Source organism: Limnohabitans sp. 103DPR2 (genome assembly GCF_001412575.1).
Classification (GTDB): Bacteria; Pseudomonadota; Gammaproteobacteria; order Burkholderiales; family Burkholderiaceae_C; genus Limnohabitans_A.
Window position 1 is genome coordinate 980,421 of sequence record NZ_CP011834.1, and the last position, 22,937, is coordinate 1,003,357.

Annotated in this window: 28 protein-coding genes; 19 read left to right on the forward strand and 9 right to left on the reverse strand. The window is 54.2% G+C overall.

Translation table 11 applies throughout. From position 1 onward, the window contains the following. The first annotated feature begins 8 nt into the window (after positions 1-8). The 19 genes from L103DPR2_RS04835 (at position 9) to L103DPR2_RS04920 (ending at position 16,032) form a co-directional block, all read left to right on the forward strand. Positions 9-914: a polyprenyl synthetase family protein gene (locus tag L103DPR2_RS04835; RefSeq protein WP_055360002.1), complete on the forward strand. Its 906-nt coding sequence runs from the start codon at positions 9-11 to the stop codon at positions 912-914. Then, on the forward strand, positions 911-2,098 hold the full coding sequence (locus tag L103DPR2_RS04840) for a methyltransferase (RefSeq protein WP_055361853.1): 1,188 nt from the start codon (positions 911-913) through the stop codon (positions 2,096-2,098). The genes L103DPR2_RS04835 and L103DPR2_RS04840 overlap by 4 nt, the downstream gene beginning before the upstream one ends. A gap of 61 nt (positions 2,099-2,159) precedes the next feature. Continuing rightward, entirely contained in the window at positions 2,160-3,113 is a 954-nt protein-coding gene (gene bchC / locus L103DPR2_RS04845) for a chlorophyll synthesis pathway protein BchC (protein WP_055360003.1), read from the forward strand. After that, entirely contained in the window at positions 3,110-4,117 is a 1,008-nt protein-coding gene (locus L103DPR2_RS04850; protein WP_055360004.1) for a chlorophyllide a reductase iron protein subunit X, read from the forward strand. The genes bchC and L103DPR2_RS04850 overlap by 4 nt, the downstream gene beginning before the upstream one ends. Before the next feature lie 5 nt (positions 4,118-4,122). Continuing rightward, positions 4,123-5,670: a chlorophyllide a reductase subunit Y gene (gene bchY, locus L103DPR2_RS04855; protein ID WP_055360005.1), complete on the forward strand. Its 1,548-nt coding sequence runs from the start codon at positions 4,123-4,125 to the stop codon at positions 5,668-5,670. Next, positions 5,667-7,163: a chlorophyllide a reductase subunit Z gene (gene bchZ / locus L103DPR2_RS04860; protein WP_055360006.1), complete on the forward strand. Its 1,497-nt coding sequence runs from the start codon at positions 5,667-5,669 to the stop codon at positions 7,161-7,163. The genes bchY and bchZ overlap by 4 nt, the downstream gene beginning before the upstream one ends. After that, the gene (locus tag L103DPR2_RS14300) at positions 7,160-7,300 is read left to right on the forward strand and encodes a hypothetical protein (RefSeq protein WP_156339856.1); all 141 of its coding nucleotides are present in this window, start codon (positions 7,160-7,162) and stop codon (positions 7,298-7,300) included. Before bchZ ends, L103DPR2_RS14300 begins: the two co-directional genes overlap by 4 nt. An 11-nt stretch (positions 7,301-7,311) precedes the next feature. Next, entirely contained in the window at positions 7,312-7,455 is a 144-nt protein-coding gene (pufB, locus tag L103DPR2_RS04865) for a light-harvesting antenna LH1, beta subunit (protein ID WP_055360007.1), read from the forward strand. A gap of 37 nt (positions 7,456-7,492) precedes the next feature. Beyond that, positions 7,493-7,717, forward strand: a complete 225-nt coding sequence (locus L103DPR2_RS04870) for a hypothetical protein (protein WP_055360008.1) — start codon at positions 7,493-7,495, stop codon at positions 7,715-7,717. Between the two features lie 10 nt (positions 7,718-7,727). Continuing rightward, entirely contained in the window at positions 7,728-7,928 is a 201-nt protein-coding gene (gene pufA, locus L103DPR2_RS04875; RefSeq protein WP_055360009.1) for a light-harvesting antenna LH1, alpha subunit, read from the forward strand. Between the two features lie 86 nt (positions 7,929-8,014). Then, entirely contained in the window at positions 8,015-8,857 is an 843-nt protein-coding gene (pufL, locus tag L103DPR2_RS04880) for a photosynthetic reaction center subunit L (protein WP_055360010.1), read from the forward strand. 14 nt (positions 8,858-8,871) lie between these two features. Then, positions 8,872-9,849: a photosynthetic reaction center subunit M gene (gene pufM / locus L103DPR2_RS04885; protein ID WP_055361854.1), complete on the forward strand. Its 978-nt coding sequence runs from the start codon at positions 8,872-8,874 to the stop codon at positions 9,847-9,849. Beyond that, positions 9,846-10,913, forward strand: coding sequence for a photosynthetic reaction center cytochrome PufC (pufC, locus tag L103DPR2_RS04890; protein WP_231717684.1), 1,068 nt, complete (start codon positions 9,846-9,848; stop codon positions 10,911-10,913). The genes pufM and pufC overlap by 4 nt, the downstream gene beginning before the upstream one ends. A gap of 8 nt (positions 10,914-10,921) precedes the next feature. Beyond that, the gene (locus L103DPR2_RS04895) at positions 10,922-11,734 is read left to right on the forward strand and encodes a hypothetical protein (protein ID WP_055360012.1); all 813 of its coding nucleotides are present in this window, start codon (positions 10,922-10,924) and stop codon (positions 11,732-11,734) included. Beyond that, entirely contained in the window at positions 11,727-13,259 is a 1,533-nt protein-coding gene (gene crtD, locus L103DPR2_RS04900; RefSeq protein ID WP_055360013.1) for a 1-hydroxycarotenoid 3,4-desaturase CrtD, read from the forward strand. The genes L103DPR2_RS04895 and crtD overlap by 8 nt, the downstream gene beginning before the upstream one ends. Next, on the forward strand, positions 13,256-14,119 hold the full coding sequence (locus L103DPR2_RS04905) for a carotenoid 1,2-hydratase (protein WP_055360014.1): 864 nt from the start codon (positions 13,256-13,258) through the stop codon (positions 14,117-14,119). Before crtD ends, L103DPR2_RS04905 begins: the two co-directional genes overlap by 4 nt. Positions 14,120-14,244: 125 nt before the next feature. Further along, a complete protein-coding gene (gene pufB, locus L103DPR2_RS04910) occupies positions 14,245-14,394 on the forward strand; it encodes a light-harvesting antenna LH1, beta subunit (RefSeq protein ID WP_055360015.1) in 150 nt (49 codons plus the stop codon). Between the two features lie 9 nt (positions 14,395-14,403). After that, positions 14,404-14,604 carry a light-harvesting protein gene (locus L103DPR2_RS04915; RefSeq protein ID WP_055360016.1) on the forward strand — a complete coding sequence of 67 codons (201 nt, stop codon included), beginning with the start codon at positions 14,404-14,406 and terminating at the stop codon, positions 14,602-14,604. A 66-nt stretch (positions 14,605-14,670) separates the two neighbouring features. Next, entirely contained in the window at positions 14,671-16,032 is a 1,362-nt protein-coding gene (locus L103DPR2_RS04920) for a PucC family protein (protein ID WP_055360017.1), read from the forward strand. Between the two features lie 49 nt (positions 16,033-16,081). Here L103DPR2_RS04920 and L103DPR2_RS14305 read toward each other — a convergent pair whose 3' ends face one another. The 9 genes from L103DPR2_RS14305 to puhA are packed head-to-tail and all read right to left on the reverse strand — an operon-like array spanning position 16,082 to position 22,922. Continuing rightward, positions 16,082-16,225: a hypothetical protein gene (locus tag L103DPR2_RS14305; protein WP_156339857.1), complete on the reverse strand. Its 144-nt coding sequence runs from the start codon at positions 16,223-16,225 to the stop codon at positions 16,082-16,084. An 18-nt stretch (positions 16,226-16,243) separates the two neighbouring features. Further along, positions 16,244-16,456, reverse strand: a complete 213-nt coding sequence (locus tag L103DPR2_RS04925; RefSeq protein WP_156339858.1) for a hypothetical protein — start codon at positions 16,454-16,456, stop codon at positions 16,244-16,246. Positions 16,457-16,486: 30 nt separating this feature from the next. Continuing rightward, the gene (locus L103DPR2_RS04930; RefSeq protein WP_055360019.1) at positions 16,487-17,551 is read right to left on the reverse strand and encodes a phytoene/squalene synthase family protein; all 1,065 of its coding nucleotides are present in this window, start codon (positions 17,549-17,551) and stop codon (positions 16,487-16,489) included. After that, a complete protein-coding gene (locus L103DPR2_RS04935) occupies positions 17,538-19,097 on the reverse strand; it encodes a phytoene desaturase (protein WP_082466718.1) in 1,560 nt (519 codons plus the stop codon). The genes L103DPR2_RS04930 and L103DPR2_RS04935 overlap by 14 nt, the downstream gene beginning before the upstream one ends. A gap of 7 nt (positions 19,098-19,104) precedes the next feature. After that, positions 19,105-19,890, reverse strand: a complete 786-nt coding sequence (gene puhE / locus L103DPR2_RS04940; protein WP_082466719.1) for a putative photosynthetic complex assembly protein PuhE — start codon at positions 19,888-19,890, stop codon at positions 19,105-19,107. Then, on the reverse strand, positions 19,884-20,966 hold the full coding sequence (gene acsF / locus L103DPR2_RS04945; RefSeq protein ID WP_055360020.1) for a magnesium-protoporphyrin IX monomethyl ester (oxidative) cyclase: 1,083 nt from the start codon (positions 20,964-20,966) through the stop codon (positions 19,884-19,886). The genes puhE and acsF overlap by 7 nt, the downstream gene beginning before the upstream one ends. Continuing rightward, entirely contained in the window at positions 20,963-21,481 is a 519-nt protein-coding gene (gene puhC, locus L103DPR2_RS04950; protein WP_082466720.1) for a photosynthetic complex assembly protein PuhC, read from the reverse strand. Before puhC ends, acsF begins: the two co-directional genes overlap by 4 nt. Further along, entirely contained in the window at positions 21,478-22,164 is a 687-nt protein-coding gene (gene puhB, locus L103DPR2_RS04955) for a photosynthetic complex putative assembly protein PuhB (protein ID WP_055360021.1), read from the reverse strand. Before puhB ends, puhC begins: the two co-directional genes overlap by 4 nt. Then, positions 22,161-22,922 carry a photosynthetic reaction center subunit H gene (puhA, locus tag L103DPR2_RS04960; RefSeq protein WP_055360022.1) on the reverse strand — a complete coding sequence of 254 codons (762 nt, stop codon included), beginning with the start codon at positions 22,920-22,922 and terminating at the stop codon, positions 22,161-22,163. The genes puhB and puhA overlap by 4 nt, the downstream gene beginning before the upstream one ends. Positions 22,923-22,937 lie beyond the last annotated feature (15 nt).

A 22,937-nucleotide genomic window follows, 5' to 3' on the forward strand; every position in this document is an offset into this window, starting at 1 on the left:
GGGGTGTCATGAGTCTATTAACAAGAGCGGAAGCGGCGCTGAAATTGCATTTCGACGCCGCTGCGGGCGCTGGTGCACCCCAACGGCTTCAAGCCGCCATGCAGCATGCGGTGTTTTCGGGCGGTGCACGCATTCGCCCCCAGCTGTGCATGGCCGTTGCCACCGCCTGTGGCGACGATGCCCCCGAGTTGACCAATGCGGCCGCTGTCGCCTTGGAATTCATGCACTGTGCATCCTTGGTGCACGACGACATGCCCACCTTTGACAATGCCGATTTCCGTAGGGGACAACCCACGGTCCACAAGGCTTTCTCGGAGCCTTTGGCCTTGTTGACGGGGGATGGCCTGATCGTGATGGCCTACCAAGCGCTGTTGCAAGCTGGCCGGACCTATCCAGACCGTCTCATTGAATTGATGGACAACCTGTCAAGAGGCGTGGGTTTGCCAAATGGCATTGTGGCGGGCCAGGCCTGGGAGTGTGAAACCACGGCCGATTTGGGGCAGTATCAACGCGCCAAAACGGGTGCGCTGTTTGTTTCTGCAACTTGTGCTGGCGCCATTGCCAGCGGTCAAGCGCATGAGCCATGGGCGCCGCTGGGTGCGTATTTGGGCGAGGCCTACCAAGTAGCCGATGACATTCGCGATGTTCTGGGCGATGTGGCCAGTTTGGGTAAACCAGCAGGGCAGGATGTCTTGAATGCAAGGCCCAGTTCGGCGCAAGCTTTGGGCTTGGAAGGCGCCATTCATCACTTTGACAGCTTGATCGCCAAAGCGGGTGACTCGATTCCGGATTGCAATTGCCGCGACATGTTGAAGCAATTGGTGCTGCATGAGTCAGAGCGATTGGTCCCCAAGTCGATGTGTGAGGACTACCGCAAGCAAGCTGCATTGGCCAAGGCTGTCAAATGGGCGTGAATCACAAACTTGACTTGGCCAGTTTGCCAGCCTCCGGGCACGGGGCTGACGCTTGGCATGATCGATTTTTGGCGTGGCTAGAGCGGCTCTATGCCAGTCCACGTCTTTACAGTTTTTCACTCACCAATCCGCTCACGCGCTGGGTGACGCGCCGTCGCACTCAAAAGCTGTTTGATTTGATGGCCGGCTTTGTGCACACCCAGGTGATGCTGGGTTGCATTCGACTCGACCTGTTCAAAATGTTGCACCAAGCGCCGGCCGATTTGCACCAAATTGCAGCCCGCGTCAACATGCCTGCGCCCGTCTTGCAGCGCCTGCTTTTATCGGCAGTCTCGCTGAATTTGTTGGAGTGCAGAAGTGGCGCACGTTTTGGCTTAGGCCCATTGGGCGTGCCTTTGGCAACGCACGACGGCATTGCCGCCATGATTGAGCACAACCATTTGCTGTACGCCGACATGCAAGATCCGGTGGGCTTTTTGAACAACGCATGGCAAGGCGACATGGCGGCCTATTGGCCCTATGCGCACGACGCCAATGCTGCCACGCGTGAGCCTCAAGACAAGTTCAGCCGGTACTCCGATTTGATGGCGGCATCTCAAGGTTTTGTGATCGAAGAAATCTTGTCCAGCTATTTCTTTGATGAGCACCAATGCGTCTTGGATGTGGGTGCTGGCAAGGGCCGTTTTGCCTCAGAAATGGCTGTGCATGCACCCCACTTGAAAGTCAAATTGTTTGATTTGCCACCCGTGTTGGAACTGGCCAAAGCCAACGTTCAGCAACGTGGTTTGAGCGATCGGATGAGTTTTCACCCAGGCAGTTTTTTGCACGACGCTTTGCCCACAGGCGCCGATTTGATCACGCTGGTGCGCGTGGCCCACGATCACCCTGACGACGTGGTGCGCCAGTTGCTGCAAAAAATTCATGCAGCGCTCCCATTGGGTGGAGTCCTCTTGTTGGCAGAACCCATGGCGCAAGCCCTGTCGGAGTCTTATGCCGGCCCGGCCCAGTCGGACGCGTATTTCCACTTTTACCTGCTGGCCATGGGCGCAGGGCGCCTTCGCACCCCTGAAGAGCTGATGCATTTGATGGCAGAGGCCGGATTTGGCCAGATTGAGCACTTGCCCAACGCCATGCCCATCCATGCGCAGCTCATTGTGGGCAGAAAGTCTAAGTGTTTACCCTAATCAATATGATTATATGTAAACATCGTTTGACACAAATTGATGTAACGCAAAGAATACAGTTATGAAAGCCACCGCAGTCGTATTTGACAACCCCAAGCAATTGTCGCTTCAGGCATTGGATTTGCCTTCTTTGCAAGAAGGCCAAGTCGAAGTGGCTGTGCAATACAGTGGCATCAGCACGGGCACAGAGCGCATGTTGTGGGATGGCAGCATGCCGCCATTTCCCGGCATGGGTTACCCCCTTGTGCCGGGCTACGAAACCGTGGGTCAAGTGGTGCGTGCCCCTCAAGGCGCCAAGCTCAAAGAAGGCCAAACCGTGTTTGTCCCCGGCGCCAACTGCTTCACAGGTGTTCGAAGCTTGTTTGGCGGTGCTGCATCGCGCTTGGTGGTTTCAGATCAAAAAATACTGCCTGTGGCCAACGACCTTGGCAGCGATGCTGTGCTGTTTGCATTGGCCGCGACGGCGTATCACGCGGTATCGGGTGGCGGTCAGCAAGAGCCGTACAACCCACCCGATTTGATCATTGGTCACGGCGTCATGGGCCGTTTGCTGGCGCGCCTCACAGTGGCTGCTGGCTTCCCACCGCCTACCGTTTGGGAAACCAATGCCGAGCGTGCAAAAGGTGCTGAAGGCTACAAGGTCGTTAACCCTCAAGACGATGATCACAAAGGGTATCAGGCCATTTATGACGTCAGTGGTGATTCGTCATTGCTCGACAAACTCATTCAAAGAATTCGTCCTGGCGGTGAAGTGGTGTTGGCAGGTTTTTACAAAGACAACTTGCAATTTGCCTACGCACCCGCGTTCATGCGTGAAGCACGAATTCGCGTTGCTGCCGAATGGAAGCGTCCCGATTTATTGGCTGTCAATGAATTGGTGAACAACGGACAACTGTCACTCAAAGGTTTGGTCACTCACGTCCAAACTTCCAACTCTGCCACCGTTGCGTATGAGACCGCGTTCGGTGATGTTTCTTGTCTCAAGATGGTCCTTGATTGGAGCGCACACGCATGAACACACAAACTACCACCGAGCACACCGTTCAATTTGTTGATCGACTTCGCAGTGAGGCCGCAGAGCCTCTAGAGCCCATCAGCACGAAAGAGGTGACCAAGGAAACGCAGATCATTGCCATCTACGGCAAGGGCGGCATTGGCAAGAGCTTCACACTGGCCAACCTCAGTTACATGATGGCGCAGCAAGGCAAAAAAGTTTTGCTGATTGGTTGTGATCCAAAGAGTGATACCACCAGCTTGTTGTTTGGTGGCAAGGCTTGCCCCACCATCATTGAAACCTCTTCACGTTTGAAACTGGCCGGTCAAGCCGTCAGCATCAGCGATGTGTGCTTTAAGCGCGATGGTGTGTTTGCCATGGAACTGGGCGGCCCCGAAGTGGGTCGTGGGTGCGGTGGCCGCGGCATCATCCACGGTTTTGAAACGCTTGAAAAATTAGGCTTCCACGATTGGGGCTTTGACTATGTGTTGCTCGACTTTTTGGGCGACGTGGTGTGCGGCGGCTTTGGTTTGCCCATTGCCCGCGACATGTGCCAAAAAGTGATTGTGGTGGGCAGCAATGATTTGCAGTCCTTGTATGTGGCCAACAACGTTTGCTCAGCGGTGGAGTACTTCCGCAAACTGGGTGGCAACGTGGGTGTGGCCGGCATGGTCATCAACAAAGACGACGGCACAGGCGAAGCGCAAGCTTTTGCTGCCAACGCTGGCATTCCAGTGCTCGCCGCTATTCCTGCCAACGAAGACATTCGCCGTAAGAGTGCCAGTTACGAAATCATTGGCAAGCCCGACAGTGAGTGGGGCTCCCTTTTTGCTGATTTGGCGAAGAACGTCGCTGAAGCGCCACCGATGCGTCCAAAGCCACAAACGCAAGATGAGTTGTTAGGTTTGTTCAGCGCTGACACCGTAGGCCGCAATGTGGTGTTGGAGCCAGCCACCATGTTTGACATGGTGGGCAAAAACGAAGTCATCAAGCCCAGCCTCGAAGTTATTTACGACCAGGCCTAAGCACCATGGCACGTACCATTCCTATCCAAGCTGTGCCTGCGCAAGCAGCGCAGGCGCCTGCAGACGGCTTAGGCTGTCATGCGGGTGCAGACCAAATGCTGGAAGCTGCGCGCAGTGCCGGCAAGTCAGAGGTGCTGGACCAATACGCCAAAGACTATCCCCGCAAAGCCGATGCGGGACCGCACGACCAACCGCAAAGCATGTGCCCAGCGTTTGGTTCGTTGCGCGTTGGCCTTCGCATGAAGCGCACAGCCACCATTTTGTCGGGCTCTGCCTGTTGTGTGTACGGACTCACCTTCACATCGCACTTTTATGGTGCCAGACGCAGTGTGGGCTATGTGCCTTTCAACTCCGAAACACTGGTCACAGGCAAACTGTTTGAAGACATTCGCGAAGCAGTTCATGCCGAAGCCGATCCCAATAAAGTTGACACTGTGGTGATCATCAACTTGTGTGTACCGACTGCCAGTGGTGTACCACTTCAGTTGTTGCCCAAAGAGATCAACGGCGTTCGCATCATTGGCATCGATGTACCAGGCTTTGGTGTGCCAACGCACGCAGAAGCCAAAGACGTGTTGGCAGGCGCCATGCTGAAGTACGCACGTGAAGAGGTGATGAATGGCCCTGTGGCTTCGCCTAAAGGTGGACGCTCTGCGGTGCCTACAGTTGCCTTGCTGGGTGAGATGTTCCCGGCCGACCCCGTCATCATTGGTCAAATGCTGGCGCCCATGGGCTTGGCAGCAGGTCCTGTGGTTCCCACCCGCGAATGGCGCGAGCTGTATGCAGCGCTTGACTGCTCAGTGGCTGCAGCCATCCATCCTTTTTACACCGCCAGTGTGCGTGAGTTCCAAGCAGCAGGCCGTCCTGTTGTCGGTTCTGCACCCGTTGGTTTAGAAGGCACGCAAGACTGGCTGCAAAACATTGGTATTTCGGCAGGCATTGCCCAAGATCAAATTGATGTGGCACGCAATCAACAACTGGGCGCCATGCGCGGTTTGTTGTCGCAAAAGCCCATTAAAGGTCGCATCACGCTCAGTGGCTATGAAGGCTCTGAGTTGTTGGTGGCACGCTTGTTGGTGGAATGCGGTGCTGACCTTCGCTACGTCGGTTCAGCTTGCCCCGCCACACCTTGGAATGAACACGACAGGCAATGGCTGGCAGCACACGGCGTGCAAGTGCAGATGCGCGCATCGCTTGAGCAAGACATGGCGGCCGTTCACGAGTTCCGTCCCGACTTGGCCATTGGCACCACGCCCTTGGTTCAAGCGGCCAAAGAACTCAGTATTCCATCTTTGTACTTCACCAACCTGATTTCTGCTCGTCCTTTAATGGGTGTAGCAGGTGCGGGTTCTTTGGTGCAAGTGGTGCAGTCGGCCATTGGCAATCAGCATCGCTTTGACGAAATGAAAGCCTTCTTCGGTGAAGTGGGCTTAGGCCCGAATGCAGGCGTTTGGGAGTCTGTGCCCGTCGACCGGCCGGAGTTCAAAAAAGAAACTCGCCGCTTGCTTGAAAAGCAAATTCAAAAACGCAAATCGGAGGCGATGGGAACATGAGCACCGTCAAGTCGCCTCTCATTTTGGACCATGACCGCGCAGGCGGTTATTGGGGCGCGGTGTATGTGTTCACCGCCATCAAAGGTTTGCAAGTTGTGATCGACGGCCCTGTGGGCTGCGAAAACTTGCCAGTCACCTCTGTGTTGCATTACACCGATGGCTTGCCACCGCACGAGTTGCCCATTGTGGTGACTGGCTTGGCAGAAGAGCAGTTGGGTCGCGAAGGCACTGAAGGTTCCATGAAGCGTGCTCATGCAACATTGGATCCCGACTTGCCTGCCGTGGTGGTCACAGGCTCCATCGCTGAGATGATCGGTGGCGGCGTCACGCCAGAAGGCACCAACATTCAACGCTTCTTGCCGCGCACTATCGATGAAGACCAATGGCAATGCGCCAACCGCGCCATGTATTGGTTGTGGAGCGAATATGGCCTGCGCAAAATACCTGCGCGCAAACCTTTCAGTGAGCGTCCCGCAGGCGAAAAACCCCGGGTCAACATCATTGGCCCCGCCTACGGCACGTTCAACAGTGCCAGTGACTTGGCGGAAATTCGCCGTTTGATTGAAGGCATTGGCGCTGAAGTCAACATGGTGTTCCCACTTGGAAGTCATTTGGCCGATGTGCCCAAACTGGCCGATGCGGATGTGAATGTTTGCATGTACCGCGAGTTCGGTCGCATGCTGTGTGAAGCTTTAGAGCGCCCCTATTTGCAGGCGCCCATTGGCTTGCACACCACCACGCGTTTCCTGCGCAAGCTTGGGCAGATGCTCGAGATCGATCCCGAGCCTTTCATCGAACGGGAACGCCATACCACCCTGAAACCGCTTTGGGATCTATGGCGTTCGGTGACGCAGGACTTTTTCAGCACAGCCAGCTTTGCCGTGGTCGCAGGTGAAACCTACACAAGAGGGCTGAAGAACTTCCTAGAAGGTGAGATGGGCTTGCCTTGTCGCTTCAGTGTGTCACGCACTGCGGGTAACAAAACAGACAACGCCAAAGTGCGTGAGTTGGTGCATACCCAAACGCCCCTCATTTTGTTTGGCAGCTACAACGAGCGCATGTACATGAGCGAAATGGCAGGCCAAGGCCCCATGAAGCCCTCGTACATTCCTGCGTCCTTTCCTGGCGCCATCATTCGTCGCCACACAGGGACGCCATTCATGGGCTACAGCGGTGCAACCTACCTCATTCAAGAGGTTTGCAACGCCTTGTTTGATGCACTGTTTCACATCCTGCCGCTGGGCACGGACATGGACAAGGTCGAAGCCACGCAGGCGCGTGGTTTGGTCACGCCCAATGCCACTTGGCAAGACGACGCCCAAAACCTGTTGCGAGATCTGATCCAGCACCAACCCGTGTTGGTACAAATTTCCGCAGCCAAACGCTTGCGGGATCAAGCAGAACAAATTTCTCGCATCACGGGTGGCGAAACCGTCACACGTGAGCATGTTGAAGCAGCAGGACACGCCCTGGGCATGGGAGTGACTGCATGACGCACAGCTTGAAAGTTGATTTGAAAACATTTGACACCGCCGCCTTGAGTGGCGCGTCAACCGAGATGTCGTGGCCTTCGGGTTGCGGCTGCCTATCTGCGCGGGCTGTGCGCACTTTGGCCGCAAGGCCGTATTGAAGGGAGCAAATATGTCGAATAAGGCATCCATTTCAGGACTGTCCGACGAAGAAGCTCAGGAGTTTCACCACTACTGGATGCAAGGTGCAGTGGGCTTTACGGCTGTGGCTGTATTGGCACACATCTTGGTTTGGGCGTGGCGACCCTGGTTCTAAGTTAGATATTTTTTCATCCGTTTGAAGGGGAAACTTCATGCAAGACACATCGTCACTCAACTCTGTGCAGTCATCTGACACTGAGTCAAAAGCGTATTGGACCATCTTCATGGTGGGCTTTGCGGTTTTGTTCGTGTTGGTTCTTTTGGGCAACCTTTTTGGTATCCATTGGCGAAATTATTTGCCCGGTGCTGAAGATGCAAAGAGCATGAGCCAAGGTGTGAAATCTGCGGTTTATACCTTCATGTCCCACATCATTTAGGAGATACATCATGTGGCGAATTTGGCGACTTTTCGATCCCCTGCGAGCCATGGTGGTTCAAGGGATTTTCTTGTTTGGTCTGGCAGCAATGATTCACCTCATTTTGCTCAGCACCAACAAATTTAACTGGTTAGACGGTGCAAAGAAACCGGTTGCAACAGCGGCGCAAAACGCGCCAATGCCTGCTGCGGTTCCTGCTGCAAAGTCCTGATCGGATTAAAGAAGTACGGGTGCTGTTTGTGTACGTCCTGCGCAAATAGCACCTGAGTGAGTTTTTAAAAAGCTGGAGACCGAACCATGGCCATGCTGAACTTTGAAAAAAAATATCGCGTCCGAGGGGGTACCTTGGTGGGCGGGGATTTATTTGACTTTTGGGTCGGTCCTTTCTATGTGGGATTCTTTGGAATCACCACCATCTTTTTTGCATTCCTAGGAACTGCCATGATTTTGTGGGGTGCCTCGCAAGGCCCCACTTGGAATCTGTGGCAAATCAGCATTGCACCACCGGACATCTCGTACGGTCTGGGTTTCGCACCTTTGCTGGAGGGCGGCTTGTGGCAGCTCATCACAGTCTGTGCCATCGGGGCGTTTGTCTCGTGGATGCTGCGCGAGGTTGAAATTTGCAGAAAGCTGGGCATGGGGTACCACGTGCCATTTGCTTTTGGTGTGGCTATTTTTGGTTATGTCACCTTGGTGGTCATACGCCCTGTGTTGATGGGCGCATGGGGACATGGTTTCCCTTACGGCATTTACAGCCACTTGGACTGGGTGTCCAACGTGGGCTACCAATATTTGCACTTTCACTACAACCCCGCACACATGATTGCGGTGAGTTTCTTTTTTGCCAGCGTGTTTGCTTTGTCATTGCACGGTGGTCTGATTTTGTCTTCTACCAACCCTGCGCCAGGCGAGACCGTTCGCACGCCAGAGCATGAGGACACTTTCTTCCGCGACATCATTGGCTACTCCATTGGTACCTTGGGCATTCACCGTTTGGGTCTGTTCTTGGCACTGGCCGCCGTTCTTTTCAGTGCCTTGTGCATTGTGCTGAGCGGCCCCTTCTGGAGCAAAGGCTGGCCTGAATGGTGGAGCTGGTGGTTGAACCTTCCTATCTGGTCGCAGTGGCCGGTGACCAAATAAACAGGAGCGAAAAGATGCCGCAATATCAAAACCTGTTCACCACCGTTCAAGCCGTTGGCCCTGTTCACCATGGCGTTGAGTTAGGTCAGGGCAATAGCCCGCGTTTGGGAGAGCCTGTCCTCAATTACTGGATTGGCAAAATTGGCAATGCCCAACTGGGCCCCATTTACTTGGGCGGCCTGGGCCTTGCTTCACTGGTGTGTGGCTTGATTGCCTTTGTCACCATTGGCTTCAACATGTTGGCCTCCGTCAACTACGATCCCATTCAATTCATCCGTCAGCTGTTTTGGTTGGCCCTAGAGCCGCCACCGCCAAGTTATGGCTTGCAAATGCCGCCACTCAATCAAGGCGGTTGGTGGCTTATTACTGGCGTCTTCTTAACTGCATCATTGTTCCTCTGGTGGGCGCGTACGTATCGCCGTGCTCGCGAGTTGGGCATGGGCACACACGTGGCCTGGGCCTTTGCTGCAGCCATCTGGTTGTACTTGGTATTGGGCTTGTTCCGTCCTATCTTGATGGGTTCATGGGGTGAGGCTGTGCCTTACGGTATCTTCCCGCACCTGGATTGGACGGCCGCATTTTCTTTGCGTTACGGCAATCTTTTCTACAACCCCTTCCACGCCTTGTCGATTGTCTTCTTGTATGGCTCAGCATTGCTGTTCGCCATGCACGGTGCCACCATTTTGGCGGTCACTCGGTTTGGCGGCGAACGCGAGATTGAACAAATCACCGATCGCGGGACAGCCTCTGAGCGTGCTGCCTTGTTCTGGCGTTGGACCATGGGCTTCAACGCCACGATGGAATCCATTCACCGCTGGGCTTGGTGGTTTGCGGTGTTGTGTCCTATCACAGGCGGTATTGGCATTTTGCTGACAGGTACTGTGGTGGACAACTGGTACCTCTGGGCCATCAAGCATGGCGTCGCACCCCCATACCCTGAAGTGTTCCCCATGGTGATGGATCCTTCTTTGGCCACAGGAGTTAAGCCATGAACCATTCAATGACATCGGGAATGCATGCATTTCGCAAAGGATTTCATGGGCTGCTGTTGCTCGTGGTGGCCTTGCTACTGTCGGCTTGTGAAAGACCGCCGATGGAATCTGTACAGCGCGGCTATCGCGGTACAGGCATGGTGCAAATTTACAACCCCACCACCCTTGAAGAAAATGCTGAAAAGCATGCGGCACCTTTTGCTTTGCCTGCAGGCGATCCATCCGGTCCCAAGGCTTCATCGGTTTACAAAAACGTCAAGGTCTTGGGCGATTTGAGTGTGGGTCAATTCACACGCTTGATGGTGTCCATGTCATCGTGGGTGGCGCCGCCTGAACAAGGTTGCTTGTACTGTCACAACCCTGCCAATTTTGCAGAAGACAGCAAGTACACCAAGGTGGTGGCAAGGCGCATGGTGGAAATGACACGCCACATCAACAAAGATTGGCAGCCGCACGTGAGTGCTACAGGCGTCACTTGCTATACCTGTCACCGTGGTCAGCCTGTGCCTAAAGAAATTTGGTTCAAGGCCAATCACCAACCTTATGGCTCTAACTTCATGGGCGACAAGGCAGGGCAGAACGAACCTTCCAAAGTGGTCAACTTGAGCTCACTGCCCAATGACCCTTTCACGCCGTTCTTGTTGGATGCGCAAAACATTCGCGTGGGTGCCACAACCGCATTGCCAGCGGGTAACAATCAATCGATCAAACAAGCTGAGTGGACCTACGGTTTGATGACGCACATGTCCACCTCTTTGGGTGTGAACTGCACGTACTGTCACAACACCCAGTCGTTTGTGAGTTGGAAAGGCAATCCGCCACAACGTGCAACGGCTTGGTATGGTATTCGCATGGCCCGTGATTTGAACAAGGACTACATGGCGCCCTTGACAGACACTTTCCCTGCGCACCGCAAGGGTGAACTGGGCGATGTGGCCAAGGTCAATTGCGCCACGTGCCACCAAGGTGCTTACAAACCTTTGAATGGCGCCAAGATGGCCAAAGACTTCCCTGAGCTGGGTGGTCAATCCGAGGTGACCGCCACCACGGTTGCAACCAAATAAGCACATTCATGAACACGCTTGAATTTGTCAACACTGACGTCTCAGGCGTGGTTGTGATCGTGCTGGTGGACTACGTGCGGCAGCACCGCAGTTGGGGATGGATGCGACTGGTGGCTGGCCCCTCAGCGTTGAAGCAAGTGCCAGGCTTGTTGTTTGCCAAAGTGATGGGCAGTGGTCATGCTGGTGGCTTTAGCATTCGGCCCAGCCCTTCACATCAAGGATTGGTTTGCCGTTTTAGAAACACCGATTCGGCGCTTAAATTTTTGCATGGCCCCCACGTCAGTGCCATGCGCGAAAAAGCCCGTGAAAGTTGGTGTGGCCTGCTTGCCGTAACCTCAGCACGTGGCGCGTGGGATCAAGCGAAATGGCCATTGACCGATGAAGTCAGTCGCAAGTTCGGCGCGGTCCTGTCCGGCAACAAGCCCCGACCTTTGGCCGTCTTAACGCGGGCTAGCATCGTGCCTTCTAAGACCATGTCTTTTTGGCGCTATGCCCCAGCAGCACAGGCAGATTTGCAAAATTCAAAAGGCTGTTTGTTATCGATGGGCTTGGGAGAAATCCCCCTCGTGAGGCAATGCACCTTCAGTTTGTGGCAAGACCAACAAGCCATGCGTGACTACGCATTTCAGGGCTCGCATCAAACGGCCATCACAGCGGCCTACAAAAACGATTTCTTCTCTGAATCCTTGTTTGTTCACATGCAGGTGCTGGGCATGAGTGGCCAGTGGATGGGGAAAGATTTTGGTGATGACCTGGGCATGGACGCTGTGCAAACCAAGTTGGCTGCCAACTCGAGTGAGCAAGAGGCGGCCCATGTCTAAACAAAGGGTGGTCATTGTGGGCGCTGGCATGGGCGGCTTGACCAGTGCTTTGCACTTGTCACACCACGGCTACGACGTGACCGTTCTGGAGGCCTCATCGGTACCGGGTGGCAAGGTTCATACCCGCGAGGTGCAAGGCGCCAAAATTGACAGTGGCCCAACGGTTTTCACCATGCGCTGGGTTTTTGACGAATTGTTTCAAGAGGTAGGCACCAGCCTGTCGCAAGAACTCTCGCTCACACCCTTGTCGGTGTTGGCCAGGCATTTTTGGCCAGATGGCAGTCAGCTTGATTTGTCTGCCAACGCGCAAGAGAGTGAAGCCAACATCGAAACATGGTCCAGCCCCTCTGAAGCTTTGCTGTTTCGAAAATTTTGTCAAACTGCACAAGCAACTTACCGCAATTTGGAAGGGCCTGTCATCCGTTCCGCGCGGCCCAACATGTTGTCGCTGATGACCCGCTTGGGTCCGCAGGGCTTGGGACAGTTGGCGCAATTGGGGCCCCTGCGAACCCTTTGGCAGCAGATGTGTCTGCAATTCAAAGATGAGCGCTTGCGCCAGTTGTTTGCGCGTTATGCCACTTACTGTGGTTCTTCCCCTTGGGAAGCCCCCGCTACCTTGTTATTGATTGCCCAAGTTGAGATGGCCGGCGTCTGGTCGGCTAAAGGTGGCATGACCTCATTGTCTGCAGCTTTGGCACGTTTGTCACAGGCGCGGGGTGCGCAGTTTAGATACAACGCCGCTTGCAGCCAAATTTTGCAAAGACAAGGCCGTGTCTCTGGCGTTCGCTTGAGCAGCGGAGAAGAAATTCCAGCCGATGCGGTGGTCTTCAATGGCGATGCATCTGCTTTGCGTGAGGGCTTGCTGTCCAACGAAGTGCGAAGTGCGGTGCCTTCTAAAGCGCCGCCGCGTTCACTGTCGGCTTTGACTTGGTCGGTTCATGCCAAAGCCCAAGGTGTTGCGCTGGATCGCCACAACGTCTTTTTCCATGACGATTATTCAAGCGAGTTTGAAGACATCTTCAAGCGCCAACGCTTGCCCCATCAGCCCACGGTTTATGTTTGTGCGCAAGACCAACCCGGTCATGTGTCGCAAGAGGCGCCACAGCGTTTGCTGTGTTTGGTCAATGCACCTGCGGTGGGCGATGTGAACGGGTTGAACGAGGAGGCCTTAGAACAATGTCAAACAGAGAGCTTCCAACATTTAGAGCGTTTGGGCTTGAAACTGGAAATCACGCCTTTCAATTGTGTGCGGACCAGTCCAGCGGAATTTCACCAGCGCTTTCTAGCATCGGGGGGCGCGCTGTATGGCCAGGCCACGCATGGATGGACCAGTCTGTTCTCTCGTCCTGGATCGAAAACGCCCCTCCCAGGCCTGTTTCTGGCCGGGGGCAGTGTGCATCCGGGACCCGGCGTGCCCATGGCAGCGATGTCCGGTCGATTGGCGGCCGAGGCCCTGATGGCCAGCCACGGTTTGACCAATCGGTTCCCGCAAACGGCTACCTCTGGTGGTACATCGACGCTATGAGTGACGACGGACAACACGGCATGACACTCATTGCATTTGTGGGCAGTGTGTTCTCGCCTTATTACACGTGGGCCAGGCGCGCAGGGCAGGCCGATCCCGAAAATTATTGTGCTTTGAATGTGGCCATTTACAGCAAAGGTGCAAGCCGCTGGGCCATGACGGAGCGCGGCAAACAAAGCTGCTCACGTGACGCCAAAGAATTTGTCATTGGCCCTAGTTCTGTGACGTGGGATGGTGATTCATTGCGCATTCAGATCGATGAAGTTTCAACGCCTTGGCTGCAAAGCATTCAGGGCGAAATTCGCGTATGGCCAGAACAATTGTTCAACTTCTCGGTGCCCATTGATCAACAAGGCGCACATCGCTGGGGGCCCCTTGCGCCATCTGCACGTGTGGAGGTGAATTTAACTTCACCCAACTTGCAATGGAAGGGTCAGGCCTATCTCGATTCCAATGAAGGCGACGAGCCCATCACCGAGGCTTTTCACACTTGGAATTGGTCGCGCGCCAAGATGAAAGACAACAGCAGTTTGGTGTTCTACGACATGGCTTGGCCAGATCAAGAGGACAAACTGCTCTCGCTGCGGTTTACACCGCAAGGCCAAGTCGAAGCCGTGCCTTCTGCGCCAGTGCAAACCCTGCGCAAGACAGGTTGGCAAATTGGAAGGCGCATGCGAAGCGACACGCCAGTCTCGGTTCATGAGCAACTCGAAGACACCCCTTTTTATCAACGCGCATTGCTGAACTTCTCGTACGCCGGCGAAAAGCTGCTGGCCTTTCACGAGACCTTGTCAGTGCCCCGTTTGTTGTCGCCTGTGGTGCAGGCGATGCTGCCATTTCGAATGCCAAGGAGAGCTTGAATGTTGAACAAGCTTTTCAGTCATTCCATCACGTTGCAGATGCAGCGTGATATTCCGAATTCTGGGTCACCCGACCCTGAATACCCTCGTGCGGGTTGTGCACGTCTTCCTCCTAGGAGAATGCTATGTCATCTGACAAAGTAGGGCCCAGCGGTTTGACCGAGGCCGAATCAGAAGAGATTCACCGTAATCTCATCCAAGGCACACAGATTTTCGGCATGGTTGCCGCATTTGCCCATCTGTTGGCCTATATCTATTCACCCTGGCTTAAATAAGGAGTCACCATGATTTACGCAAAAATGTGGACCGTGGTGAAACCTTCAGTTGGCATTCCAGTGTTCATCGCTGCTGTGGCTATTGCCTCATTCAGCGTGCACCTGGCACTGACACTGAACACCACTTGGGTGAAAGGCTTTTTGAATGGCGGAGCTGGTAAGGTTGTTGCAGTTGCAGCACCTGCCGCTGAACCGGCAGTTAAAAAGTAACGGGGTGTTCCCCGACGAAAGACCAAGCGCTTTACCGCGCTTGGTACTTTCTTTTGAATTTTCAAAATGAACCGTACAAGAACCCAGTGGGTTGTTTCTTGGGCCAGTCAGTTGGGCCCACGTTTCTTGCCGTTTGCAGACGCTGCCAGTGAAGATTTGCCACTGTCCCGTTTGCTTCGTCTTTCCTTGTTTCAAATTTCTGTCGGCATGGCCATGGTCATGCTGGTGGGCACGCTCAATCGCGTGATGATTGTCGAGATGAGCGTCCCCACAAGCTTGGTGTCTTTCATGGTGGCTTTGCCCTTGCTGATTGCACCGTTTCGCGCTTTGATTGGTTTCCAATCTGATCACCACCGTTCGCATCTGGGTTGGCGCCGCGTGCCCTTCATTTGGATGGGCACCCTCATGCAATTTGGTGGCTTCTCCATCATGCCTTTTGCGTTGTTGGTCTTGTCGGGTGCCGGACAGTCTGCCCAAGCGCCGCAATGGGTGGGCCAGTTTGGCGCAGCCGTTGCCTTCATTTTGGTCGGGGTGGGTATTCACACCACCCAAACGGCAGGTCTTGCATTGGCCACCGATTTGGCACCGCAAGAGAAGCAGGCCAAAGTGGTGGGACTGATGTATGTCATGCAACTCATGGGCATGATGGGCAGTGCGTTGGTATTAGGCGATTTATTGGCCGATTACAGCCCTGGCGCATTGATCCGAGTGGTTCAAGCAGTGGCAGTGATCACGCTGGTCTTGAATGTGGTGGCGGTGTGGAAGCAAGAAGCACGCAGTCGCCAAAGGCAGCCAGGCGCGTCGCCTGAAGCATCGTTCCAGGATTCTTGGCGATTATTTTGTGAAGGCCCCCACACCGTTAGAAGGCTCTTGGCTGTGGGCTTAGGCTCAATGGCCTTCACCATGGAAGATGTGCTGCTGGAGCCCTATGGTGGCGAAATACTCAAACTCAGCGTGTCTTCCACCACACTCCTGACCTTCACCTTGGCTTTGGGTGGATTGATCGGCTTCGCTTGGGCGTCTCGGGTCATTACCCGAGGTGCAGATCCGTATCAAATGGCCAGCTGGGGCGCATGGACAGGGTTGCCTGCTTTTGTATTCATTATTTTGGCAGCGCCTCTGATGTCGGTCCCACTGTTTATTTTGGGTGTGTTCTTGATTGGCTTGGGGGGCGGCCTGTTTGCGCACGGTACCTTGACCGCTAGCATGAACTTGGCACCGCCCGATCAAGTGGGCTTGGCCATGGGTGCATGGGGAGCCGTTCAGGCGACAGCTTCGGGCATTGGCATGGCCTTGGGTGGCTTGCTGCGCGATGGCGTGGCACAATGGACCAATTCTGTGACGGGTTACTCCGCTGTTTATGGCATTGAAGTTGTGATGCTGCTTCTCACCTTGGTGGCCATGAAGCCCTTATTAAGAAATTCTTAAAGATTCCAATTCATCAGCAATAGGCAAAGGAAGATACGATGCAAACAACTCACATTCTCATCATCATGTACGTGGTGTTCTGTCTGTTCATGTTGGCCAATTGGTTCAATCGCCCACGCAAGTAAACCTGCGCACGCAAAGCTGGCCGAAAACGGCCAGTCTGCAAGTTGATGTGCAATGCATCAACTTGCATCAGGTACCTTCATGCAAATCAGTGTGATGCTGATTTGTTGGCGTGCATGGCCATGAATTTCTCGATGGCCTTCATCGTGACGCGGTGCATGCCCAGGCAGGCTACCAACGCTGCCGCAAACACATAAAAATACCCTGTATCGCTGTGCTGAATCAAGCCAGCCAACGACAGCGTTGCCCAAAATGTCCAAAAGAAAGCACTGACAACGTTCAGTCCGCTTTGAATTTTCATCATCTTCTCCTTGTTAGATGGTTTGCAATATCAAGAGTGAAGCCGTTGACGCCCTTGCAGGCGCTCGTTTTCACGTCGTTCGAGTAAATCAAAAACCCATGCCACGCGTTGCGGCATGGCACGGTTGGGAAAGTAAGCCCCGACCCATTGCGCACTGGCTTGTGTGTTTTGGTTGTGCAGCGCTAAAAATTGAATGGCCTGCAAAGGTTTGGGTTGGTTTTCTGCCGTTCGAATCCAAGCGGCTTGAGTCCAAGCGGAGGCCAGCAACACCAATTTGCGCGTGGTACTGACCACGGTGCGTGTGCTGACCGAGTCCAGTCCTTCGCGTTTAAGTTGAACGCCAATCTCTCTGTAAATCATGCTGGCTGCCAGAATGGCTGAACGGCAATCGGGGGGCAATGCGGCAATGCCGGGTTGGGCTTGCTTGTACAGGCGATCTGCTTCTTCAAGCAGGCGGGCCACAACGATTTGGATGCCGGGGGTCAAGATAGGGTTTTGCAACCATTCTTCAGGCTGCACACCGGCTTCAATCAGCCAACGTCTCGGCAAATAAATTCGGCCTATGGCGGCATCCGCGCCAACATCTCGCGCAATGTTGGTCAGCTGCATGGCCACACCCAGTTCACACGCGCGCTCAAGGGTGTCTGTGTTTTGCGGACCCATGATCCAGCACATCATGGCGCCAACGCTGCCTGCTACGCGGGCCGCATAGTCGTGCACTTCTTCAATGCTGTCATAACGCCGGCCTTTGGCATCCCACGCAAAGCCTTCAATCAAGGCATCTAAAAAATGTCGGGGCAGCTCATATTGTTGAACCACCATGCTCAAAGCATGATCTTCCACATGGTCTTTAGGCGTGCCTGCATAGATGGCGTCGAGGCGTTCACGCAGAACGTCAAGCGGTGCTTGGCCGGGCAAGGCTTCATCCACCAGATCATCGGCCACTCGGCAAAAAGCGTACAAGGCAATGGAGGCTGTTCGAATGCGAGGGGGCAATAATCGACTGGCTGCAAAAAAAGTTTTCGAGCCGCCCTTCATCATGGCGACGCAGGCCTCGAGGTTGGCCGTGTTGGGGATGGGATTAAACTGAAACATGGGGTACCACCGTTTCAAGTGCCTTGGCCGACATCAACACCCCAGGCACGCCCGCTCCTGGATGTGTGCCAGCCCCCACCATGTACAAACCCGGAATGTCTTCGCTTCGGTTGTGAGGACGGAACCACGCACTTTGCAAGAGCAAAGGCTCTAGTCCAAAGCCAGCGCCTTTATAGGACCACAAGTTATCGTGAAAGTCTTGCGGCGTGGTGATTTTGGAAGTGACGATGGATTCCCGCAATCCAGGCAGAACGGAAGCTTCTAAGGCTTCCGCAATGGCGGCGCGGTAGGTTTCAGCGTATTGGACCCAATCGGTGCCACTGTCCAAGTGCGGAACTGGCGACAGCGCATAAAAAGTGTCACAACCTGTTGGCGCCAAGGACGGATCGGTGGCGGTGGGGCGGTGCAAGTACAGGCTGAAATCTTTGGCCAGATGGTGACGCTTGAAAATGTCTGTGAGCAAGCCTTTGTAGCGCGGACCTAGCACCATCATGTGGTGTGGTACATCGTGGTATTGCTTGGAGGTGCCAAAGTACCAAACAAACAAGCCCATGGAATAGCGACCATTTTCAATTTTGCGATTGGTCCAATGGCGGCGGTGTTGCGGTGCCACCAAGTTCTTGTATGTCCATGCTGTGTCTGCATTGCTCACCACAATGTCGGCGGCGATGAACTCGCCCGACGCCAACTCAACACCACACGCTTTGCCGTTTTCAATGCGAATTTGTGTGACAGGTGCATTCAGGCGCAATTGAATGCCGCGTGAATCCAGCAAACCCACCATGGCTTTCACAATGGCGCCGGTTCCGCCCATGGCAGAGTGAACGCCCCAGGTTCTTTCGAGGGAGTTGATCAAGGCATAAGCCGCTGTGACCGAGAAAGGGTTGCCACCAATCAGCAAGGGGTGGAAGCTCATGACCGTGCGAAGCTTGTCATTGCTAAAGTGTTTGGCCACCAAGGCGTAAATGCTGCGCCAAGCGCCCATTTTGAGGAAGGAGGGAATGGCTTTGATCAGATCGCCCAAGGTGTCAAAGGCAATCGAGCCCAAACCTTCAAACCCAAGTGTTTTGCAGCGCTCTGCATCTTTCACAAAATCCAAATACCCTTGAACATCTTCGGGGCAGAAGCGTGCCACTTCGTCCAACATTTTGGCTTCATCGGCGCTGTAATCAAACCAAGTGCCATCGTCAAAGCGAATTCTATAAAACGGGTCCATGGGCACCAGCGACACGTCGTCTGCAAACTTTTTACCGCACAGTGTCCAAAGCTCTTCTAACAAAAACGGTGCGGTGATGATGGTGGGACCGGCATCAAAGGTAAAGCCATCTTGACGGTGCACATAAGCGCGGCCACCCGGGGCATCTAGCTTTTCCAACACTTTGACTTGATAGCCTTTGACACTCAAACGAATGGCTGCGGCCAAGCCGCCAAAGCCACTGCCAATGATGACAGCCATGGGCCTGGCATCCGAGCTGCCGTCGTTGCCCCCGGGCTGCCTTGCGTTCAGACCGGGATGCGAAAAACCATTGGCATTGAATGCGTTCATGAAAGCCTTAAGGTGGGGTGGAGAGAGCTGATTCCACCGAGGACTGGCCCATGGCCCAACCCCAAAGCCGCTCAAGTGGCAATGGGAAAATCATGATGAGGTGTTCCACAATGGCCAAGCCCAAGAGGGTGGCCAACATGACCCAACCTGTGGTGATGGCCATGGCGCCTTGCTGGGCTTGCCAAACCAACCAACACCAAGTGCCAATGGCTGCACTGATGGAAACCACAAACCAAGGGGTGATCAGGCGTGAGCGAAAGTAGCTGGCCAAATAAACCAGATGCGCAGGCAGGTACTGTGCGCCGTTTTGTGGCACCCCAAAAAAGAGGTTCAGTTTGGCCGACAAACGCATGAACCACAGCAGCGCATATGTGCAAAGGGCTACATGGTTGGGTTGGTCCATTTGCATCAGCCACAAAATGCCGAAGTTGATGAGCAAGACCACTTCATGATGAAGCATGACTTGCACCGATTCTTGAAACCGTTGCCAGCCTTGGGCGCCTTCGGTCAAGGGGACCTTGCGCGGGCCGGTGATCCATCCTGTGAGGAAAGCCAATTCGTGCCAACCCCACATCACAATCACACTGCCAAAAGCTAAGTAAGCATTGGCAACGCTGACCTCGCGCATGCTTTCATAAACGCCCTTGAAACTCAAAATCAAGAGCATGCTCCAGCCCAACAAACTCCAGCGAAAGCTTGCAGGCGGTAAACGATCGAGCCACAAAATCACACCTGTGCCAAACCACCAGCACATGGCTGTGAAAACACAGGCCCAAACGACGTCCATTACCATGCGGGTTCCATGCGAACTTGTGGCGACAAGTCTTGCTGAATGACGGGCATCATGTACAGACCGGCAAAGGTGCCAAATGCTTTGACAGCACAAACACCTTGTTGCAATTTACCGATGAGACCACCACGCGCTTTGGCTTTTTCCATGTCTTGAGAAATGGCAAACAAGCGCTCAAGACCGCGGCGGAATTTAGGATTGTCGGTGTCCAAGGCCAGCGGGAACACTTGCTGCGTGATGGCTGTGGTGATGCGGAACACTTGGTAGTCGTATTCACTGGAATCCAAACCCATGGCTTCGTGCAACATGGGGCGTGTGTGATCTCGCACATACATGGTGGCGTAGACAGCCAGCAAGAAAAAGCGAATCCACAGTTTGTTGCCACCGCTTAGAAGCTTGGGGTTGGCACGCATGATGAGCGCAAAGGATTCGCCATGGCGAAACTCATCGTTGCACCAAAGTTCAAACCATCGAAAGATGGGGTGGAAACGTTTTTCGGGGTGTTTCTCTAACTGGCGGAAGATGGTGATGTAGCGTGCATAGCCAATCTTCTCGGACAGGTAGGTGGCGTAGTAAATGTATTTGGGTTTGAAGTAGGTGTATTTCTTGGTGCGCTTGAGGTTGCCCAAGTCAATGCCCAAATTGAAATCACGCAAAGACAAGTTGATGAAACCCGCATGGCGCGATTCGTCGCGTGCCAAATAGGTCATCAGTTGTTTGATGTCAGGGTTGGTGACGTTCTTGCGAATTTCGTTGTACAACACGCAGCCTGAAAACTCTGAGGTGAGCGAGCTGACCAAAAAGTCCATGAACTCTTGGCGCATTTCAGGCGAGAGTTTGGCCATGTTGTCGCGCACTTCGTCTGCAAAAGCAGCATCACGCTGAAAGTGATCGTGGTTGTTGTCGCCTTCGTACTCGGCCATCATCTTGTCCCACTCGGCGCGCACAGGCTCAATGTTGATGCGGTCCATGGCAGCGAAGTCGGTGGTGTAAAAGCGGGGGCTGATCAAATCGTCATGAACTGCCTTTTTGTTGGCATCTTCAACGGTTTCAATGCTGCGAACGGCTGAGGCATTCATTGGGAGCTCCTGTCATTTCCTGAAATTTGAACAATCTGTATTGGTGCAAGACCGATTTTTTGCAAGCCTGCAAAGACAGCCACATTGCTGGGGCCGAAGGCTTCTAAGTCAATGCGTTGTTGGGTGCTGGGGTCAAGCAATGTCAAGCGGCCATCCGCACGTCCCAGCAATTGCATGGGTGCATCGGGGCCAATGCTTTGGCGTTTGCGCTCACGCGCCAGGGCGCGCAAAGTGCTGCGCAGAAACCCCTGTTCACCTTCAAACTTGGCAATCTCCATTTGATTCTTGGCATCTTTCACGACCACTGAACCTTGTGGGCCATCCACAAAAATCAAATCACGCTGCCAAACAGTGGCAGCGTCGACTTGTTTGTCTGAAATACCTTGCCATCTTGCAAAGCCCACGGCCAACAAAATCAGCAGCAACATGCTGCCGAGCAGCTTCACAGCCCAAGGCAATGAAGCGGATGTGGGCGTCGAGCGCGTTGCCAAAGGCAAGGTCGTTTCGCGTGTCATGCCATGGCGCCTTGTGGTTGATGCGTACGGCCGTCGTTGGAAGGCGTCACGTTCATTGCGCCTGTGACCACTTTGTCGGCCTGATGGTGTTCGCGCCACATGCTGAAAAGCAAAGCGCTGACGGCTTCGCCTTGGGGCACACAGCGCAGCGTTGGCTGGGGGTGCTTGACATGCCAAGCCTTTTGGTGCGGCCACAAATGCGCCCAACCAATTCGATCTTCTGCGTACAGCTCTAACGCAATGTCTTGACAGCCGTCTGAATAGCCTTTGGCCGAAGCGCCCGCAATGCGGCGGTAGGGCAAGTTGAAGGTGAGCGTCAGCACAATGCCGATGCGCATCACCACACGCTTGTTGGTGAAGGTGTAGAGAGAACTCTTGCCAGCAAACCATGCACAGGTGGTCAGCAATGCCAGTGCCAGCATGGCCAATGAGGCGCTGACCACGATGGGGACAATCAACTCGTGACCTTCAAGACCTTCGCCCCAAAGGTGCGTCAGTTGAATGCCAACCATCAGTGCAAAGTAAATGGCAATTTTGCGGACATGGAAAGCGTGTATCGCCAACTGTTGCCAATCGGGCGATCCTTGCCAAACGATGTGTTCACCTTCGGGCAGCGTGGAAGGCAAGCCAGGGGCTGCTTCCCACTCATGCTCGTGCGTCGCACTGATGTTTTTGGCTCTCACAGCAGGGGCTCCTGACGCTCAGGAGTTGCGTACAAAGTGCCGGCACCAAAGTAGGCCGTGATCTTTTCTTCCTCTAGCATGGTGATTTGATCAGGCGATTTGGTTTGCGGCACATTGGCAAATTGATGCGCCAACAAGGCATGCACATGAATGCCTTGCTTTTTGATCCTGGCAAAGTTCATGGGCAGCAACACCGTTTTCTCAGAGCCATCCAATTTCACTTCGATGTAACGGAAGATCATTTCCATGCGGTCCACCCAAAGTTCCACCACATGACCCGCCACATTGCGGTCAGCACCAACGACAGCCAAGCCACGCGGCTCAATGTCTTGATGCGCCACAGAAAAGTCGGGTGCCAAACGCAAAGGCACAATTTTGGGGGCGCCGTGTTCCATGTCCGGTACATCAGCGCGCATCGCCCAAGCACCTGGGCCGACACCTGCCAACAAAGGATCGCCTACGGGTTCGATGGGGGCACCATTCCATTGGGTGGTGGGTTGTGCACTGTATTGACCATCAGGACGGTTCAGGTCGGGTGACAGCATCACATGACCGTCGTGGGTTTTGTAAGTGACAGGTGAGGGCACAGGTGGCCAGCCCTCTTGCTTGGGACCATTCTCACGGCCAGAGTCCATGGGGTAGCCCTCGCGGTGGTTCTCGCGCAAGAGGTAATAAATCAGGCCTGCGAAAAATGCCCAAAATACGTAAAGCACCAGTTGTGCCACGTCGACATACTGCGTAATAGCGCCTGTTTCCATAAGACTGCTCCTTGT